This is a genomic window from Dysgonomonas termitidis (genome assembly GCF_054657735.1).
Genome location: NZ_BAAHYD010000002.1, coordinates 405,362 through 422,751, shown reverse-complemented (window position 1 = coordinate 422,751; position 17,390 = coordinate 405,362). Strand labels below are relative to the sequence as shown.

Annotated in this window: 13 protein-coding genes and 1 pseudogene; 1 reads left to right on the top strand and 13 read right to left on the bottom strand. The window is 47.5% G+C overall.

What is annotated here, in order from left to right; genetic code table 11:
* Nucleotides 1-169: 169 nt before the first annotated feature.
* The 11 genes and pseudogenes from ACYQ3L_RS05945 to ltrA form a co-directional block, all read right to left on the bottom strand.
* A complete protein-coding gene (locus ACYQ3L_RS05945; RefSeq protein ID WP_379997254.1) occupies nucleotides 170-1,249 on the bottom strand; it encodes a T9SS type A sorting domain-containing protein in 1,080 nt (359 codons plus the stop codon).
* A 26-nt stretch (nucleotides 1,250-1,275) separates the two neighbouring features.
* Nucleotides 1,276-5,961 (bottom strand): beta strand repeat-containing protein, encoded by a 4,686-nt coding sequence (locus tag ACYQ3L_RS05940; RefSeq protein WP_379997256.1) that lies wholly within the window; start codon nucleotides 5,959-5,961, stop codon nucleotides 1,276-1,278.
* 86 nt (nucleotides 5,962-6,047) lie between these two features.
* Entirely contained in the window at nucleotides 6,048-6,635 is a 588-nt protein-coding gene (locus ACYQ3L_RS05935) for a conjugal transfer protein TraO (RefSeq protein ID WP_379997258.1), read from the bottom strand.
* Between the two features lie 2 nt (nucleotides 6,636-6,637).
* On the bottom strand, nucleotides 6,638-7,582 hold the full coding sequence (gene traN, locus ACYQ3L_RS05930; protein WP_379997260.1) for a conjugative transposon protein TraN: 945 nt from the start codon (nucleotides 7,580-7,582) through the stop codon (nucleotides 6,638-6,640).
* A gap of 99 nt (nucleotides 7,583-7,681) precedes the next feature.
* Nucleotides 7,682-8,983, bottom strand: coding sequence for a conjugative transposon protein TraM (traM, locus tag ACYQ3L_RS05925; RefSeq protein ID WP_379997262.1), 1,302 nt, complete (start codon nucleotides 8,981-8,983; stop codon nucleotides 7,682-7,684).
* Nucleotides 8,976-9,302 carry a TraL conjugative transposon family protein gene (locus ACYQ3L_RS05920; protein WP_379997263.1) on the bottom strand — a complete coding sequence of 109 codons (327 nt, stop codon included), beginning with the start codon at nucleotides 9,300-9,302 and terminating at the stop codon, nucleotides 8,976-8,978. Before ACYQ3L_RS05920 ends, traM begins: the two co-directional genes overlap by 8 nt.
* 77 nt (nucleotides 9,303-9,379) lie before the next feature.
* Nucleotides 9,380-10,003 carry a conjugative transposon protein TraK gene (traK, locus tag ACYQ3L_RS05915; protein ID WP_379997265.1) on the bottom strand — a complete coding sequence of 208 codons (624 nt, stop codon included), beginning with the start codon at nucleotides 10,001-10,003 and terminating at the stop codon, nucleotides 9,380-9,382.
* 86 nt (nucleotides 10,004-10,089) lie between these two features.
* Nucleotides 10,090-11,193: a conjugative transposon protein TraJ gene (gene traJ / locus ACYQ3L_RS05910; RefSeq protein ID WP_379997267.1), complete on the bottom strand. Its 1,104-nt coding sequence runs from the start codon at nucleotides 11,191-11,193 to the stop codon at nucleotides 10,090-10,092.
* Between the two features lie 116 nt (nucleotides 11,194-11,309).
* Nucleotides 11,310-11,939 carry a DUF4141 domain-containing protein gene (locus tag ACYQ3L_RS05905; protein ID WP_379997269.1) on the bottom strand — a complete coding sequence of 210 codons (630 nt, stop codon included), beginning with the start codon at nucleotides 11,937-11,939 and terminating at the stop codon, nucleotides 11,310-11,312.
* A 142-nt stretch (nucleotides 11,940-12,081) separates the two neighbouring features.
* Nucleotides 12,082-12,546: pseudogene (locus ACYQ3L_RS05900) on the bottom strand (TraG family conjugative transposon ATPase); the annotation flags it as partial.
* Between the two features lie 88 nt (nucleotides 12,547-12,634).
* On the bottom strand, nucleotides 12,635-14,317 hold the full coding sequence (ltrA, locus tag ACYQ3L_RS05895) for a group II intron reverse transcriptase/maturase (protein WP_379997273.1): 1,683 nt from the start codon (nucleotides 14,315-14,317) through the stop codon (nucleotides 12,635-12,637).
* Nucleotides 14,318-14,418: 101 nt separating this feature from the next.
* Here ltrA and ACYQ3L_RS05890 point away from each other — a divergent pair, with 101 nt between their 5' ends.
* Complete coding sequence (locus tag ACYQ3L_RS05890; protein ID WP_379997275.1) at nucleotides 14,419-14,577, top strand: hypothetical protein; 159 nt, start codon at nucleotides 14,419-14,421, stop codon at nucleotides 14,575-14,577.
* Nucleotides 14,578-14,962: 385 nt separating this feature from the next.
* Here the strand turns inward: ACYQ3L_RS05890 and ACYQ3L_RS05885 are convergent, their stop codons facing one another.
* Nucleotides 14,963-17,023 (bottom strand): TraG family conjugative transposon ATPase, encoded by a 2,061-nt coding sequence (locus tag ACYQ3L_RS05885; RefSeq protein WP_379997277.1) that lies wholly within the window; start codon nucleotides 17,021-17,023, stop codon nucleotides 14,963-14,965.
* Nucleotides 17,008-17,352 (bottom strand): DUF4133 domain-containing protein, encoded by a 345-nt coding sequence (locus ACYQ3L_RS05880; protein WP_379997279.1) that lies wholly within the window; start codon nucleotides 17,350-17,352, stop codon nucleotides 17,008-17,010. The genes ACYQ3L_RS05885 and ACYQ3L_RS05880 overlap by 16 nt, the downstream gene beginning before the upstream one ends.
* Nucleotides 17,353-17,390: the final 38 nt, after the last annotated feature.

The window sequence follows — 17,390 nt, the reverse complement described above, 5'->3', positions numbered from 1 at the left end:
TTGTTTTTAAATTCAGTAAAAAAAGCTGTTAGTTATTGGCAGCGCGAAGCGACGAAAGCTATAAGCTAACGGCAAACAATTTACCGCTTTGCGCCATTTGCTCATCTTCAAATCTGCTAATTTGCTAATTAAATTGGCACATTGGCCCATTTTCAAATTAGCACATTGATTACTGTACCACCGCCTTGAGTCCTGTTTCCAGTTCCTTTGCCTTGAACTTCAGGATATAAACACCGGGAGTTTGCGGCAGGTCTACCGGGATCGTATGCTGTCCCTTAGCCTGCACTTTACCGTAATAGCGTCCCGTATAGCTGTAAACCTCTACTTCCGCGTGTTCAAGCAGCTTTTCATTGCTTGTCCCCACCTGCACATAGACCCGGCTGTTATCCCTGCTGACGGGATTCGGATAAACCTTTACGCTGGCAGGCAATGCGACAGGGATATAGTTGTACGGGCAGGAGAAGTAACGCTTGCCATCTGCGTCCGTTACTTCGACCATATAAACCGCATTCGCGTCGAGGTTGCCTCCCCCTGTGTAATAACTTCCACCGTGTTCTTCATGGGAGCCTTCCTTCAATAACCGCCCGTCTTTATACCATTTATAATAATTGAAGCTATGCCCGTCATTGGCGTTAGGATTGTTGTTTATCAGCAGGGTATGGTTACGCAGCTGCTTTATAAGCGGTAAAGTGGTAGTTCCCGTGACAGACCAGACGGAGTTGCTTTCATCCCCCTTATGTAGCAACTGCACATAATAGTCTCCGCAATCCGGTATTACAGGCTCGATATAAAAGACGCTGTTTTTTGTACCGATACCTGTGTCAATATCAGTATCTGTGCCGGATTCTGTAATAGCCTGCCTTGCCTTTACCAGCGCTACAGGGGAGCCGTCCCAGTTTTCATCCAGTTCAGGGATAATTTCGGTGGAGCCTCCGGCTGTGGAAGCATCAAGGAAAAGGGATGCGTCTATACCGGTATCAATAGTTGTTCCCGCAACATAACGGTAAGCCCTGGAGCCGGGCTCGCCATAGTAACTGCCTTCGAGTTTCAGCCGCCCGTTGTTTGTAAACAGCTCGCCGTCGGATTGCAGGGCTATATCCCCATGCATCAGTACCGGAATGTCCCCGATACTGATCTTTCCATGCCATGCCGTCTGTACGTCCTGAGCTTGTATGGGGATGGATATTGCCATTGCACAAAAGCATAAAAGCGGCAGACAGGTAAACTTTATAATATATCCTCGTTTCATATCTTTTACTTTATACATTTTGTTTATTAAAACCGCGCCAGGTATAAATTAAACAGGCGGGTCGGACAGTTGCCCGTACAATCCGCTTTCAGCCTTAATGTGCCCGTATAAACAAAGTTGAACATGATCTCCGCCGTATGGTCTGCTGAATCGCCATTGATCTCGAACAGGACGGAAGTACCGAAGGCCACATCCGATGCCAGCTTGAACCTGGCCGTGCCGTTTCCGTTTGTCCTGACGCGCAGGTTATATAATCCCGGTACAAGGTCGCTCCATGTATATATATCGCTGTAACCGCCGGAGGTGATGCTGCCTGTAGCTGTAGAGCCGGATGTAATCGTTGTCGGCGAGGCATAATTTGTAGAAGGAGCCCAGGCCGAACCGTTGTAGGCAAGTACCTGCCTGTTACTTGCGCCCATACCGTTCAAGTCTTCAGCCTTGATCGTGCCGTTAGCTATCCTGGCCGATGTAATAGCATTGTCTGCTATGCCCAAAGTATAAGGGTCAGTGGCTGTCCCCGCACCTGCACGCACAAGTCCGCCATCTGTCGTGGCGTTAACAACTTCATTTCCTATGATCCCGTCTGCCTCTGTTGTGATACCAGTTTCAGCAGAGGAAGCCCAGGTTGTACCATTCCATTTAAGTACATTCCCGCTTGCTGTTCCGGCAGGCAGGCTGATAGTCGGCGTCGTTGTGCCATTGGTAACAGTAATACCGTTTGCCCCGGTAACGGAAGTGACACCCTGGCCGTCTCCGGCAGACCATGTACCGTCGCCTCTCAGATAGGTTGTTGCTGATGCAGTACCTGTAGCATTAACCTTTGCAACCGCTACACTTTTGTCGGCAAGTTTCGTTCCCGTAATATTTGCAGTTGCGCTTATATCAGCATCGGCAATTGTGCCATCCGATATTTTTGCGGATGTTACAGCATTATCTGCAATTCGTACTGTAGTTATAGCTCCATCCGATATTCCCAATGTATAGGGAGCGGCAGCAGTGCCCGAACCTGCCCTTGTTAGTCCTCCGCTCGTTGTTGCATTTGTCACCTCATTGCCTACTATGCCATCCGATTCGCTTGTAATACCAGCATCGGCAGCAGAAGCCCAGGCTGTACCGTTCCATTTGAGTACATTGCCTGTAGTTGTTCCGGTTGGTAAGCTAACAGTCGGTGTTGTTGTACCGTTAGTTACGGTAATACCGTTTGCTCCGCTGACGGAGGTGACGCCCTGTCCGTCTCCAGCAGGAGCAGACCAAGCGCCGTCACCACGAAGGAAAGTTGTTGAAGAAGCTGTACCCGTAGCATTGACTTTACCTATGGTAACGCTTTTATCTGTAATCTTGGCTGTTGTAACGGCATTGTCAGCAAGCCGGGCTGTGGTTATAGCCCCGTCTGAGATACCTAATGTATAAGGAGATGTAGCTGTGCCTGAACCTGCCCGAACCAAACCGCCACTCGTTGTTGCATTAGTAACCTCATTACCTATAATACCATCCGATTCGGATGTAAGACCAGCATCGGCAGAAGAAGCCCAGGCTGTACCGTTCCATTTGAGTACATTGCCTGTAGTTGTTCCGGTTGGTAAGCTAACAGTCGGTGTTGTTGTACCGTTAGTTACGGTAATACCGTTTGCTCCGCTGACGGAGGTGACGCCCTGTCCGTCTCCAGCAGGAGCAGACCAAGCGCCGTCACCACGAAGGAAAGTTGTTGAAGAAGCTGTACCCGTAGCATTGACTTTACCTATGGTAACGCTTTTATCTGTAATCTTAGCTGTTGTCACGGCGTTATCAGCAAGCCGGGCGGTAGTTATAGCTCCATCCGATATTCCCAATGTATAGGGAGCGGCAGCAGTGCCTGAACCTGCCCTTGTTAGTCCTCCACTCGTTGTCGCATTTGTCACTTCATTGCCGATAACTCCGTCTGATTCACTTGTAATACCTGCGTCAGCAGAGGAAGCCCAAGCCGTACCGTTCCACTTTAAGACATTCCCGCTTGTCGTTCCGGCAGGTAAGCTAACAGTCGGCGTTGTCGTACCATTTGTTACCGTAATACCATTAGACCCGCTGACGGAGGTTACACCCTGTCCGTCACCCACAGGAGCAGACCAAGAACCGTCGCCACGGAGATAAGTTGTAGCGGAAGCTGTGCCTGTAGCATTGACTTTACCTATGGTAACGCTTTTATCTGTAATCTTAGCTGTTGTTACGGCATTGTCAGCAAGCCGGGCTGTGGTTATAGCTCCATCTGTTATTCCCAGCGTATAAGGAGCGGCAGCAGTGCCTGAACCGGAGCGGGTTAAACCGCCATTAGTCGTAGCATTTGTTACCTCATTACCGATAATACCGTCTGATTCGGATGTAAGACCCGCGTCGGCAGAAGAAGCCCAAGCCGTGCCATCCCATTTGAGTACATTACCGGTTGTCGTTCCGGCTGGCAGACTGACAGTCGGCGTTGTCGTTCCGTTGGTTACCGTAATACCGTTTGCCCCACTGACGGAGGTGACGCCCTGACCGTCACCGGCAGGAGCAGACCATGTGCCGTCACCACGAAGATAAGTTGTAGCGGAAGCTGTGCCCGTAGCATTGACTTTACCTATGGTAACGCTTTTATCTGTAATCTTGGCTGTTGTAACGGCATTGTCAGCAAGCCGGGCTGTGGTTATGGCTCCATCTGTTATTCCCAGCGTATAAGGAGATGTAGTAGTGCCTGAACCAGCCCTTGTTAATCCTCCATTCGTTGTTGCGTTTATTACTTCATTACCTATAATCCCGTCTGATTCGGATGTTATACCCGCATCGGCCGAGGAAGCCCAAGCTGTACCGTTCCATTTGAGTACATTGCCTGTAGTTGTTCCGGCAGGTAAGCTAACAGTCGGCGTTGTCGTACCATTTGTTACCGTAATACCATTAGACCCGCTGACAGAGGTGACACCCTGACCATCTCCGGCAGGAGCAGACCAGGAACCATCTCCACGAAGATAAGTTGTTGCTGATGCTGTACCTGTGGCATTGACTTTACCTATGGTAACGCTTTTATCTGTAATCTTGGCTGTTGTAACGGCATTGTCAGCAAGCCGGGCTGTGGTTATGGCTCCATCTGTTATTCCCAGCGTATAAGGAGCGGCAGCAGTGCCTGAACCGGAGCGGGTTAAACCGCCATTAGCCGTTGCGTTTGTCACTTCATTCCCTATAACACCGTCTGATTCGCTTGTTATGCCCGCATCAGTAGAGGAAGCCCAGGCCGTACCATTCCATTTTAAGACATTACCTGTCGTTGTTCCGGCTGGAAGACTGACTGTAGGCGTCGTTGTACCGTTGGTGACAGTAATACCGTTTGCCCCATTAACGGAAGTTACACCCTGTCCGTCTCCCACAGGCGCAGACCAGGAGCCGTCACCACGTAAAAAGGTTGTTGCTGATGCTGTACCCGTGGCATTAACCTTTCCTACGGTAACGCTTTTGTCGGCAAGCCTGGATGATGTAATACCACTGTCGGCTATTCCCAGCGTATAAGGGGATGCGGCAGTACCCGAACCGGAGCGGGTTAATCCACCGTTTGTTGTCGCATTAGTCACTTCATTGCCTATCACCCCGTCCCTTTCGTTTTCATGTACCAAACTAATAATACTATCGCCAAGTATTGTATTCCTGATGTCATTCGTGATATATTGCAGGATACTGTCTCCTAATACCGTGTTGGTTATATTATGCGCGATATGATTGACAAGCGTATCCCCCAATGTCGTATTATATACATTCCTTGCAATATTGTTTATCAATTCTTTGAGATAAGCATTGTTATTGCTGACATGGTAACTGATACTATCCATCAGGGCGGAACCATCCAGTCCGTTCGTAATATGCTGCATTACGGTATCGCCTAATTGCGTGCTGAAATTATTCGTAATATAATAGCTGATGCTGTCACCTAAGTTTGTCAGGCCGATATTCTTTGTGATATAGTTGATAATACTATCCCCCAGTACGGTGTTGTATTCATTGACGGCTATATTATCTATCAATTGTTTGATATAGCTGTTATTATTACTGATAGCGTTTACTACGCTGTCCATCAATACGGAATTATCTATATTTTGAGTAATATAATTAATGATGGTATCACCTAATATTGTGCTGTAGATATTGGAGGCGATACTATCCCCCAGATGTATGATTGTTTTATTGGACAGCTTATTGATGGTAATAGCCCCGTCCGCTATTTTATCGTTTGTAACACCTCCCGGAGCAATGCCGAGCGTATAAGGCGAAGCATTTGTCCCTGCTCCTGCCCGAATTAATCCTCCTCCGCTTGTCGCATTTAACACTTCATTGCCTACAATACTGTCCTTTTCCGCCAGCAGTCTGGCCAGCGATTTAAGCGATTCGTCCATAAATACGGCGTCAGGCTGGCGTAGCCATTTTGTCCCGTCATTCTGGTAAAGTCCGGGAACGACATCGCCTGTCGTCGCCACATTATAGACGATAATGCCTTTTACATGCGACTGGAGGGGAGAGGCGTTTGCGCTACCTTTAAGCTTGACCCTCGGTAAGGCAAGCCCCAGTGTAGCGTTACCCTCACTTATCTTATCGTCCGGGTTTAAGTCCAGCACGGCGGAACTATTGGGAGCCGCCTTACCGCTGATACGCACCTGTGCGCTCGTAATCGCTATCCCCGCTATCGCAAGGATCAGCATAAAAAAGATTCTTTTTCTCATATTATAAATTGTTTAGAATGGATAATTAATGATTGATAATGAATAATCGATTGGTTATAATTACATAGTTAATAGATTGTATCAGGTCAGTTTATCATCAACCTGACTCCCGCACCGAACTGCATATGGAAACGGCCTGTGGTGTTTCCCCACAAGGCCCGCTCCCGTGCATTAAGAAGTAGTACAATCCTATCGGATAAATACGTTTCCAGTTCCAGCGTAACAACTCCCCCGTAGATAAAAGCGTCCTTGTTTATAAGCGTAGCCCCGTCAGGCAAAGCCTTTTTACCCCAGTTCGATGTTTCATACCCTGCCAAGGCAGAGCCGCCCAATGAAAGGAAAAAAGTCTTTGAGGGATCAGAGAGAATATTCAGGTAATATCCTCCTTCGGCTGTAAACTGCGCCACAGGGATACAAGTATCCTTATAGGGGTAATACCTGTTCAAATACTCCCCGCCGAATACCCATTTATTGCCATTACCTGCATAGGTTGCCATTGCCGCTCCGAAGTAATACCCCGCTTTGCTTTGATTAGAATACGAGTAAACTCCGTCAACCATACCGCCCGTTACCTGTATGCCTTTCATACCCGGCAGGGCGCGTTGCGCCAGGGCGTTACCTGACATAAGCAGGAATAACACCAGCATATTCAATAGTACTGTTATCCGCTTCATGGCTATTCCGCTTTGAGTTCGTTAATCACCTTTGCCCGTACCAGGTCGGCATTATCCACTGTAAAGCGCTGATGGCGTCCCCCGTCCTTCTCATGCAGGTCTACCAGCAGCATCTTATCGTCCGGCAGGGTAAACAGCGGCAAAGCGAAGACTATGCGTTCAGTGCGTTTACTGCCGATAACCGTCAGGTTATTATAGTCCCTGAGCGGCCGGATCACCTGTTCCTGTATGGCGGTGCGTTTGGCAACCTTCTTATCCACAATCCGGAATGTGATAAAATCCACGTTAAACGGCACATTTGTCGTGTTTTTCAACTGCATATGGAAATACAGTAGCCCGCCATTCGAATAAATGCTTTTTAGCGTATATTGGATACCGAAGCGTTTTGATCCGATATGCTTTATTTCCCTGCGGTCGTTTTTGTGGATGGATTTCATGACCAGGCGGACAAGCGCGGGCGGTTCCTGCCCCAGTTCCTTTATACGGATGTCGAGGGTATTGTCCGGCTTGTTCACGGTTTCGCTGTTACGGATAAAGTCGGCCATCTCGATAGAGAGCTTTACCGGCTCGTCCGCGTACTTGACGTTAAAGGAAAAATAGCTGCCGTCTTCGGTAATGACAGAGAGGTTGCTTTCCTTACTAAAACCCTGTGTGGCGGCTTTCACCCGGAGCACATTCTCCGTACCGTCGGCTTTAGCCGCCAGCAGGTCGGAAGAGCCCAGATCCACATAGCGTATAGCGGAAGGGAAAATAATATGCACCGTCTTACTGAATGTCACCTCCAAAGCGTATGGCGGTATCATCCGGCTAAAGGTCAAAGGCCGTGTAAGTCCGTTGAACAGGTCGCCCGTCGAGGATTTCGGTATTTGCCTGTCCGGGGTTTCCTGCGCCTGTATTGTTATAAAGATGCCTGCTATAAAGGCAAGCGTTAAAAATAACTGCTTCATAAGTATAAATGAGTTATAAGTGATGAGTTATAAGTTATAAGTATGGGTTGTTAAAAAAAGTATAGTTAATCCGGTTGATTACTGTTCACTGCTGACTGTTTACTGTTTTGGCATTAGCATAACCCTGTATCCGGACTTGAGCGTTACCTTCACCTGCCTGATCTTTTTCTGCATATAAGCCGATATGCCCTGTATGGCTCCCTTGCTCAGGTCGGATGTGATTTGCGCCCCCGCGCTTTGCGTCATGGTAAAGCTTGTTCCCACGCTGTTGCCCATATTGGCGACGATCTCTTTGGCCGCGTCCAGCTCCAGTGAGCCGGGGATATGGACACCCTTCTGACCGTCCGTGTCGTATGTAACCATCTCCACAGGAATAACCGTACCCTGATGCTCTATCGAGGAGACAAGTATATCCAGCCGCTCGCCCTGTACCTTGGCGATACCTGTCAGGATGGTATTTTCGGGGATAAGCGTTGTTCCCGCCATCAAAGGCTCTGTCAACCGCAAGCGTGTTGTTTGCCCGTCGGTCACGGTCTGGTCGTCATAGATAACAGCCGAAATCGTGTTTTTGGCGCTTACTCCGGCTTCACCGCTTACTGTATGAAAGCCCGTATTACGCGGCTGGTCATACATCCGGAACAGGTCTTCATTACTTATGTCCTGAGCCAGTGACGATACGGTATGCTTTTGTATCTGCCGGACGGGGCTGACCCTTGCCTTACCATCTTTGGAGGAAGCCTCCTTGCCGTAATTCTCAATCCTGCTTTTCAGGGAATTCGGACTGTTTGAGGGAGGCTCAGGCTGATTCTGTGCCTGCGGCATATACCTGGCCGCCATCTCATAGGATTTCTCCATCAATACTAATTGTTCGTCCACCGAACTCTTGGCATTCTCTTTTTCCTGCATCCTGGCCTCCAGTTCCTCCAGCTTTTTCTTCATCTCTTCCTTTTCGGGATCGTCCTTCGGTTTTTCATAGAAGTTACCCAAAGTCCGGTTGATGTCCCTATAGGCGGAAACGGAGTTGCTGACCGGGGCTTTTTCTTTCTCCGGAACCTGCCTGCTTTCCTTTGCCGCGTTTCCCAAATCGATTGTCACCTTTTCATTTTTGGAACTCTCCAGCATATCGGCATAACCCTGTAAGGACTGCATCCTTTCCTTTTGCCGCTGCTCTGTTTGTTCCTGTTCATAGGCGCTCATCTTGTCGCCGACGATACCGTCTTTCTTCGGGTCGGGTATATCGGCGTTAAAGCCCGTGCCTGCCTGCTCTCCGGCCTTGTCTTTCTCCGACGGGGAATAGATCAGCCACATACATCCCGCGCAGACAACAGCCATCAATGCGTAAACCGCATATTTCTTCAGCTTTTGCTTTTGTCCTTCGCTTAGTTTCGGTTTATCAGCCATAATTTTTCTTCTTTTCAATATTCATACTATCCAAAACCGGAGTATCGATATCAGAGTCTAAAAAATCCAATCCCAAATCTTTCGGTCTTGTCTTTTCAAGTTCCAGTCCTTCCATATGCCCTATCTTTAATTGTTCCTTCCGTTCCTGTTCCCTTCCAAAATTCCTGATAGTCGTAAATGTGAAGTAGAGGTTAAGGATTGTAAAGCCCAGGAGCATAATCAAAATCACAGTCAGCCGCTTGTCAGGGGTAATCTCCCCGCAGAGGCCTTTGAGCCTGTCTTCAAGCCAATAGCCCAGTTCTTTTATTCGTTCTTTCATATTGTATCCTATTTAGCCTCCCCAACCCCTCCAAAGGAGGGGCCAAGTCTCCCCTCCGGGGAGATTTAGAGGGGCTATTATCTGTCCAGTACCCTTAAATCCTTATTCTCCCTGATTTCGAATCCTTCGATGGTAAACCCGTGCGGGTTATTATCGGAGCGGACGGAGTTCAAAAGCTTGCAGGTTGTTATCAGGCTGCGTTCCGTGATATTGCTCTCACGGATTATCATCTGCCTTGCGTAAGTGTTCACCTGGTAGGGATAGGTATCCAGATTGCAGGAAATACTATCGACCTGTATGGCCTGGTTGATATTCCCCGAAATAATCCTGTTATAAAATCCCTTCTCCGACAGGTCTTTATAGTAGTTGAAAGCCGATTTATCCGAAAGGAACAATGCCCGCTGGATATTGCTTTCAATAGCCGACTTATCGGGAGACAGCGTGAAGAACAGTTCATGGAACCGCCTGACATGCTCGCGGGCTTCCACAGGCCTGTTTTGCGACAAGTCCTGCGAAAGGGCGAGCATCAGCGATTTACCGTTATCCAGCACATAGATCTTTTGCCGCTGCGCTTCCGCGAAGCCATAGGCGCTCCAGACGGAGTAACCTGCGACAACAGCGCACAGGCACAAAAAGACAACGCCAAATACACGGAGCTGCTTAAAGCTCGATTCGATATTTTTTAATGATTTAAATTCCATAAATTCTGATTTGAAAATTTGATAATTAGTAAATTCGGAAATGGAAACACATTTGCTAATCTCCGAAACTGCTCATTTGCTAATTATTAAGGAGTCCTCCTTGAAGAGCCGGGTTGTCCTTCGTTCCCCGTTGAATAGTTCCGTCCTTGTGGCTGGCTGCCACCACCAACAGAACCACTACTACTGCTACCGGAATTGCCGCTTCCCTTTAATCTTCCTACAATATTTCCGCCTGCAGCTCCGGCAAAACCTCCTGCCATTGCAGCACCTTTGGTCGCCGTACTGTTCACATTCTTACCGAAGTTGCCCATGCCGCCTGCCGAGATAATCCATCCGGCAACAGTAGGGATTGTGAAGTAGCCTACAATGCCGATGATGAGAAAGACAATGTAAATTGCATCTGAACTGTCCAGGGAAAAGTTAGGGTCGGTCTGCATCCGTTCGATATCCGATTGCAGCATCAGGGATTGCAGCCTTGCCAGTATCGTGCTGAACAGGTCTGACACAGGCAGCCACAGGTACACGGAGATATAGCGGGTGATCCACTGGGTAAGCGTCGATTGGAAGCCGTCCCAGACGGATATGGCAAAAGCCAGCGGGCCGAGTATGGCAAGGACAATCAGGAAAAAGGTGCGTATCACATCGATTATCAGGGCTGCCGCCTTGAAGACAATCTCCAATACTTCCCGGAAAGCTTCACGTATCCATTTCTTGGTCTGGTACAAACCCCGCTCGATATACATCCCTGCTATTTCGCCTACATCGGTAATTCCCAGTTGGTCCAGCCTTTCTTCAAAAATATCGTTATCCACTAAGTAGGCTGTCTCAGGGTTCCTTCGCATAGCCTCATATTCCAGCCTGTCCTTTATTTCCGCGTACTTTTTCATATCCAGCGTTTCGGATTGCAGCATCCCGTTGGTTCCCTGTACGACCGGGCTCATAATGCTGTTGATCGTTCCGAGCACCACGGACGGGAAAAACATAATGCATAAACCGATGGCGAAGGGACGGAGCAAAGGATATACATCTACCGGTTCAGCCCTTGACAGGGATTGCCAAACACGGTATGCCACATAGAACAAGGCTCCCAGCCCGGCAATGCCTTTGGCGATACCGATCATATTGCCGCACAGGGGCATCATCTGGTCATAGAGCGTGCGCAGTGTCTGATGAAATTGATCGAAATCCATGTTTTTAAATGAAAAATTAAAAGTGAAAAGTGAAAAATTGAAATACCTATCTCCTCCAAACCCTCTAAGGAAGCCATAAGCCTCCCCTTTTGGGGGAGGTTGGAGGGGGTGGGATTCTACCAGTAGCGTTCGGAAGGATTACCGTATAAGGCGTTCACACGGGCTGTTTCTCCTTTCTTCTTGGCCCGCAGGTACGAAACGCCGATATTCTTATTCGTATAGTAGCGGACAAGGTTCCGGTATTCCAGCATCGAGTCATGGCAACTGTTGACCACATCCATACGGTCTTTATCCGAGAGGGAAAGCGTTGAAATATTGACTACTCCTTTCAGTTCGTTCAGCACATCATTGCTTTGCTCCAGCAGCTTTGCATAACCGTTGGCAATGGCGCCCAGTTCCTCTACAGAGTAATTGGGATCGGACAGCATCTTCTGATAGTTATGCACATAGATATCGGATATTTCGCCTACCATCAGGATGGTTTTTTGCACTTTTTTGGCATCCTTTACCAAGCCGTTTACAGCTTTCAACGCGTCATAATACTGCTTCGACTGATTATAGACCTTTTGAACTTCCTGAAAACTTTTGACCATATTCGTGGCCGTCGTGGTTGTCTGGGTGACGTTGCGGGTCGTATTGACGATGCTCTGGGCCAGGTTGCTCGGATCAAATACCGCCCACTGGGCCTTGACCTGCGTTGCCATAAGCATACAGCTTACGCACAATATGAAGATTTTTGTTCTCATATTCAGCTAATTTTTAATACGTTAATAGAATAAATTATTCGTTTTGTTATCGTGGTTTACCTAAAGTCCCCCTTGTGGGAAACATCTGTTGACTACATTACATTCCGTCGATTTTTAATTCGCCGAAGCGAAGGCGAGGCAATTAGGGGGCTGATAGCTGCTTAATCGCCAACTCTATATCCCCTCCCAGTTTTTCCGCCAGGCGCATCACTTCGAGTTTTTCGGTTTCCTCGGTCGTATACGTCAGGTATTCCTGCGCGGAGACTTCCGTGGCATACACAGCCGACTGCATACCGCCAAGCCCGATCCATACTTCTTTGTATATACGGCTTGGATTATTGGACATATTAATCGAGAGTATCTGGGCTTTCTCCTTATCAGTCAGACCCAGTAGTGCCTGTATCGAATCGAACTTGTTCATATACTTCCGCTGGTCGAGCAAAATTTTGCAGTCGGAGTTATTGATAATGGCTTCCTTGACAATCGGGGATGAGATAATATCGTCCACTTCCTGCGTCACAACAATGGCCTCCCCGAAGTATTTCCGAACGGTTTTATAGAGGTATTTGAGGTAGGCTGCCATATTCGGAGAAGACAAGGCTTTGTCGAGTAGGTCAGCTCCCTTGCGGGAGCTTTCCCCTCTAAGAACCGTACGTGAAAGTTTCCCTTCATACGGCTCAAGCAACTTAAAATTTCTATTTGCTAGAAACCAGCTCATTGTTACATCTTTTTAATTGGTCATTCTTTCTGCGGCAGCTATCATGCACTAAATGATTCTGTTTTTCTGGAGTCGTTTTCTTTTCAGTAGTTCCCCAGTAATCATTTATGTCAATCGGTTCTCCGCATAAAGGACATATCCCCTTCTGCTTTTTCCATAGGTGTAGCAAGGGCTTCTTGTCATCGAGATGTTTGAGCATCTTGTACTCTTCCCTCTCTTTGAAATATGTATCCCATTCGGGGTCAAACGGATTCGATTCGGCTTTCACTTTAACATAGAAGGTAATCTTTGTATCATACAGGCGTTTAAGGACGATTCTATCATCTTTCCCTTTCTTCTTGAAATTCGCCACAAAGCACCAGTTCCTATTTCTAATTCTTGTGAAATACCTGTCTGCAACCCAATTTTTACCTTTTTTTGGATGCCTTCTTCTTGCCCATTGCCATAACTTTTCGAATATCAGGTAATCAGCTTTACTGAAAGTTTCAGAAGCCACACAACTTTTGTAGTAGTTTACCCACCCAACAATTACTGGATTTAAGAGCCGTATTAGAGATTCCTGTTTGCTACCCTTGTTGGAATCTATAATTCCACGGATTTTCTTCATGAATTTCTTTAGCCCTTCCTTCGATGGTTTGATTAGAAGTTTCCCATTGTCGTATTTACGGATATTGTACCCCAGAAAATCAAAACCTTCTGTTATGTGAGTCATCCTCGTCTTTTCTTCTGAGAGGGTAAGCCCTCTTTCCTGAAGAAACTCCTCCACCATTGGTTTGATTTCTTCCAAAGCTTCTTTAGTCCTGCCTGTGATTATAAAATCATCCGCATAGCGTACCAGATGAACTTTGGGATAATAGGTCGTTGTCCTGTTTACGAACTTCTTGTGATACTTCTTTGCAAGCATTACCTGCAATCCGTCCAAGGTCATATTAGCCAGAGTTGGAGAAATAATTCCGCCTTGAGGTGTTCCTTCTTCTGTCGGAAACAGTTCTTTATTGAATACAAAGCCACATTTGAGCCATTTCTTTAACATCGCCTTATCCATTGGGATATTGTTGATAAGCCATTCATGGCTGATATGGTCGAAGCATCCTTTAATATCCCCTTCCAAAATCCACTCGGGAGAAGTTTTCTTTGATAATACGCAGAAACATTGTTGCCTTGCATCAAATGTGCTTCTTCCTTTGCGGAATCCGTAAGAATTACTGTCTGCCGTAGTTTCGGCAACAGGTTCTAATGAAAGCAGATATAATGCTTGCATCGCCCTGTCCTTCATTGTAGGAATTCCAAGAGGTCTTAATTTACCGTTACTCTTTTTAATATGTATCCGTCTTAGCGGTTGGGGAGTGTACCCCCGTCTTTTCAGTTCACTGATTGCCTGAAATTTAGCATTCGGAGTTGACCATGTTGCACGGTCTACTCCCGCAGTTCGACTGCCTTTATTAGATGTAACACGTTTTACAGCCAATGCTTTGGCGTAAAACGAATGCGTCAGCGTCCACTGCAAAGCTTTCACCCTGCCGTATCTGCCTTCTTTCTGAGCTTTTACAATACGCGCTTGTAGCTTATCAACTGAAGTTTGGCACTTGTCCCAATTGATATCGAGCCAGGTGTCCCACTTTTGGTCAGTAGATGCACACGATGTTTTAATGTCGTTCATTTGCTTTTCTTCTTTAAATAAGTTCTAAAAGTTTCTTGTAAAAAGTCACCTTGTGGAAGTCAGCCCACTTTCGTGCCGAATGATATTGTCCTGCTCAATCCATGAGCAGGGCTCAATCCGTATCTCCCTCATTACAAGGGAAGCGTTCGCTTTTTCCACATTCCTATACCCGCATCCCATTCGGCGTTCCTTACGGTCGGCTTACCTGCTATTGGCAGGAGAAATACGGGCTTACCATGTTCCCTGTAAGTGACAAATGAATGGGTTAGAATCCGTCTATCCGCCGGCAGTCATTATGTTCGTGTAACCTTAGCGTGGAGAAGGTTAGCCGACTGCGTCCCTTTTGGGTTGAGCCCAGCATCGTTAACGGCTCATTCGAAGTGACGACGTTTATCAACGGTTCACATTATGTTATTCATACCATTCAGCCTAGCTCCCAGAGCATATAATGCTTACGCTCGTTGCCATTCCCTCACGGTTCAGGCTTCTCCTTTCGGAAGGGCTTCATTGTCGGGACAGCTCTCACACGAGTTCATTACTTACTATCGCATGTGCCCTAGGCTACTGCTGACGAAACAGCAGGTTCAATCAAATTATCGCACTCCTGCAATAACCAGTTGAACAATCACTCACAAGACTTACATGTCACAGCCAGGCCTCTTCGCATATAAACTGTTTCCGGACGCCTTCCAGGTGGCGTAACTTATTGATAAAAGCTTCCATAATGATAATCGTTACAACCGGGAAAAGGTCGCGGTTCTCTTTGATAGCATCGATTTCGAAGACGATAAAGCGTTTGTTCAGCAGGTCCAGTTCCTTGTCCGAGTTCAGCAGGAAGTCGAAGCGCCCGCCCCGGTAATATTGCCGGAGGGTAGTCAGCAGGTTATCGATATTGAAGTCAGCCTTGCTTACCTCTATCTCCCTTTCTTTCAACGCGGCCTTATACTCATCCCGCATAAACTCATAAAAAGTGTTGAAGCTTGGGACAATACTACTATCGGTCTGGATCTTTGTGATATATTCATCCACAGCGCTGCCCAGTTCTCCCGATTCGGTCTTGGTGATCTTATCGTCCTCGCTCTTCCAAAGGGTCAGCAGCAAGGTTCTCAAACTGTCCTTTTTCTCCACATCGAACTGCCCGTCGTCGGTATAGAACGGATTGAACGAGATCGGCTTTTTTTCGGTATAGGTAAAGTAAATCCCGTCTTCCCCTTTGGTCTTGCTGCGGATCATCTCACACAAGCCCTGATAAGAGTTTCCCGTATCGACAAGGACGACATGCGTGCCCTGCTCCCAATACTGTCTGACCATATGGTTCATAAAAAAGGACTTGCCGCTACCCGAAGGCCCCAACACGAACTTGTTACGGTTGGAGATAATCCCTTTCTTCATCGGCAAGTCGGATATATCCACATGGAGCGGCTTGCCTGTTACCCGGTCTACCATCTTAATACCGAATGGAGAAGGTGAACTTTTGTAGTTTGTTTCCTCCACAAAGAAGCACAAGGCCTGCTCGATAAAGGTGTAAAAGCTCTCTTCACCCGGGAAATCCCCCTGGTTACCCGGAATACCCGCCCAGAACAAGGTCGGCGTATCGACCGTATTGTGCCGGGGCTTGCATCCCATCAAAGCCAACTGGCTGCCCACATCGTTTTTGATTCGGCCTAGTTCTTCTTTGTCCTCGCTCCATGCCATTACGTTGACATGGCAACGCACGGAGGTTAAGCCGAAGCTATGCGCATCATTGAGATACTCTTCGATCCACTGCTTGTTTATCTGGTTTGAACGGCTGTACCTTGACAGCGAGTGCATATTCCTTGCCTGCCTTTCAAAACGTTTCAGGTTCTCCGCATGGTCATCGATAAAGATATATTGATTCACCATATGGTTACAGGTCAGCAATACCCCGATAGGGGCTGCGAAAGACAAACGGCAGTCGCTTCTATCCGTGGATAGCCGTTCATAACGGGTATCTGTCTCTACCTTGCCCGGCAGGTCATCCGCATCCGAAAGGGTATGCAGGCACAGATACTTGTCCCCGACCTTCATTTCGCCCGCACCGAGCGCCATATCCTGTAGACAGGTCGTGTCATTCTGCGATAAGGAAAAATACTTTTCGATAATGCCTGCCGCTCCCGTCCCTTCGGGATTGGCCGGGGATTGGCCGCCTACAATCTCATCGGTAGTCAATCGATGCAGTTTAATAAATCCCGAATCGTTAATAATCCGTTCGAACTGCCCGACTGACTCCAGGAATTTTTGCGCCGTTTCCCTGTCCTGCATTTCCTTTGGGACGATAAAGCCACGGGTAAGAGCTGTAAAGCTGCTTTGCTGTTTAGCCCGCTCTTTGGTTGTCTTGGTCAGAAAGAGGTAGCAAGTGTGATTCAAAAACGGCCGTTCGTTGAAATGACGCTCGAAACTGCGGGACAGGAAACTGATGTCTTCCTTTTGCAACTCCGGTTTGTAATCCTCTTCGGTAAACCAGTCTTGTTTACAGACAACCGAATAGTTGGGCAATACTTTTATCGCTTTTGCCCAAGCCGCGTGGATCGCTTCGTATTCGGGAGAGGTGACGGTAAACAGTTCGGGCAGTTCTATCCGGTAGGCGACCGTTATATCCGCGTCTTTACTCAGGATACAGTCATGCTCTACTGCCAGTAGCGGAAACTTGCTCTCTAATGTAGCTGCTGTTAGCGTATTCCGCATAGATCCTCCTTTCTTTTGATACGGGAGATAAGTCGAATAATGCGCCTGCGGTTGATGATATAGCGGGGATGGTTACGGATAGCCTGCAACTTCATGAGCCCGAATTCCCCGTATTTATCATTCAGGTAAAAAGTGCACCAGACCAGTGTCCCGGCGGTAACAACCCCGAACCCGATGCAGATCAACTGGCTGATGCCGACCATATACATAATCACAAAGACTACGAATACGCCCAGCAGCCCGCCTGCGAAGATGAACAGGTACTGCGATTTGAGGCCCTTAAACTCAGCGGGCTTGCCGATTCCTTTATTGATTGAATATGCTGCCATTCTTTTTCGTTATTAAAAGATTAATAAGAGGATCTGTG

Coding starts and splice junctions, on each gene's coding strand:
- ACYQ3L_RS05935 (WP_379997258.1), bottom strand. CDS start 6,635: ATGAAGCGGATAACAGTACTATTGAATATGCTGGTGTTATTCCTGCTT.
- traK (WP_379997265.1), bottom strand. CDS start 10,003: ATGGAATTTAAATCATTAAAAAATATCGAATCGAGCTTTAAGCAGCTC.
- ACYQ3L_RS05920 (WP_379997263.1), bottom strand. CDS start 9,302: ATGAAAGAACGAATAAAAGAACTGGGCTATTGGCTTGAAGACAGGCTC.
- ACYQ3L_RS05940 (WP_379997256.1), bottom strand. CDS start 5,961: ATGAGAAAAAGAATCTTTTTTATGCTGATCCTTGCGATAGCGGGGATA.
- traJ (WP_379997267.1), bottom strand. CDS start 11,193: ATGGATTTCGATCAATTTCATCAGACACTGCGCACGCTCTATGACCAG.
- traN (WP_379997260.1), bottom strand. CDS start 7,582: ATGAAGCAGTTATTTTTAACGCTTGCCTTTATAGCAGGCATCTTTATA.
- ACYQ3L_RS05905 (WP_379997269.1), bottom strand. CDS start 11,939: ATGAGAACAAAAATCTTCATATTGTGCGTAAGCTGTATGCTTATGGCA.
- ACYQ3L_RS05880 (WP_379997279.1), bottom strand. CDS start 17,352: ATGGCAGCATATTCAATCAATAAAGGAATCGGCAAGCCCGCTGAGTTT.
- ACYQ3L_RS05945 (WP_379997254.1), bottom strand. CDS start 1,249: ATGAAACGAGGATATATTATAAAGTTTACCTGTCTGCCGCTTTTATGC.
- ltrA (WP_379997273.1), bottom strand. CDS start 14,317: ATGAACGACATTAAAACATCGTGTGCATCTACTGACCAAAAGTGGGAC.
- ACYQ3L_RS05885 (WP_379997277.1), bottom strand. CDS start 17,023: ATGCGGAATACGCTAACAGCAGCTACATTAGAGAGCAAGTTTCCGCTA.
- traM (WP_379997262.1), bottom strand. CDS start 8,983: ATGGCTGATAAACCGAAACTAAGCGAAGGACAAAAGCAAAAGCTGAAG.
- ACYQ3L_RS05890 (WP_379997275.1), top strand. CDS start 14,419: ATGAGCAGGGCTCAATCCGTATCTCCCTCATTACAAGGGAAGCGTTCG.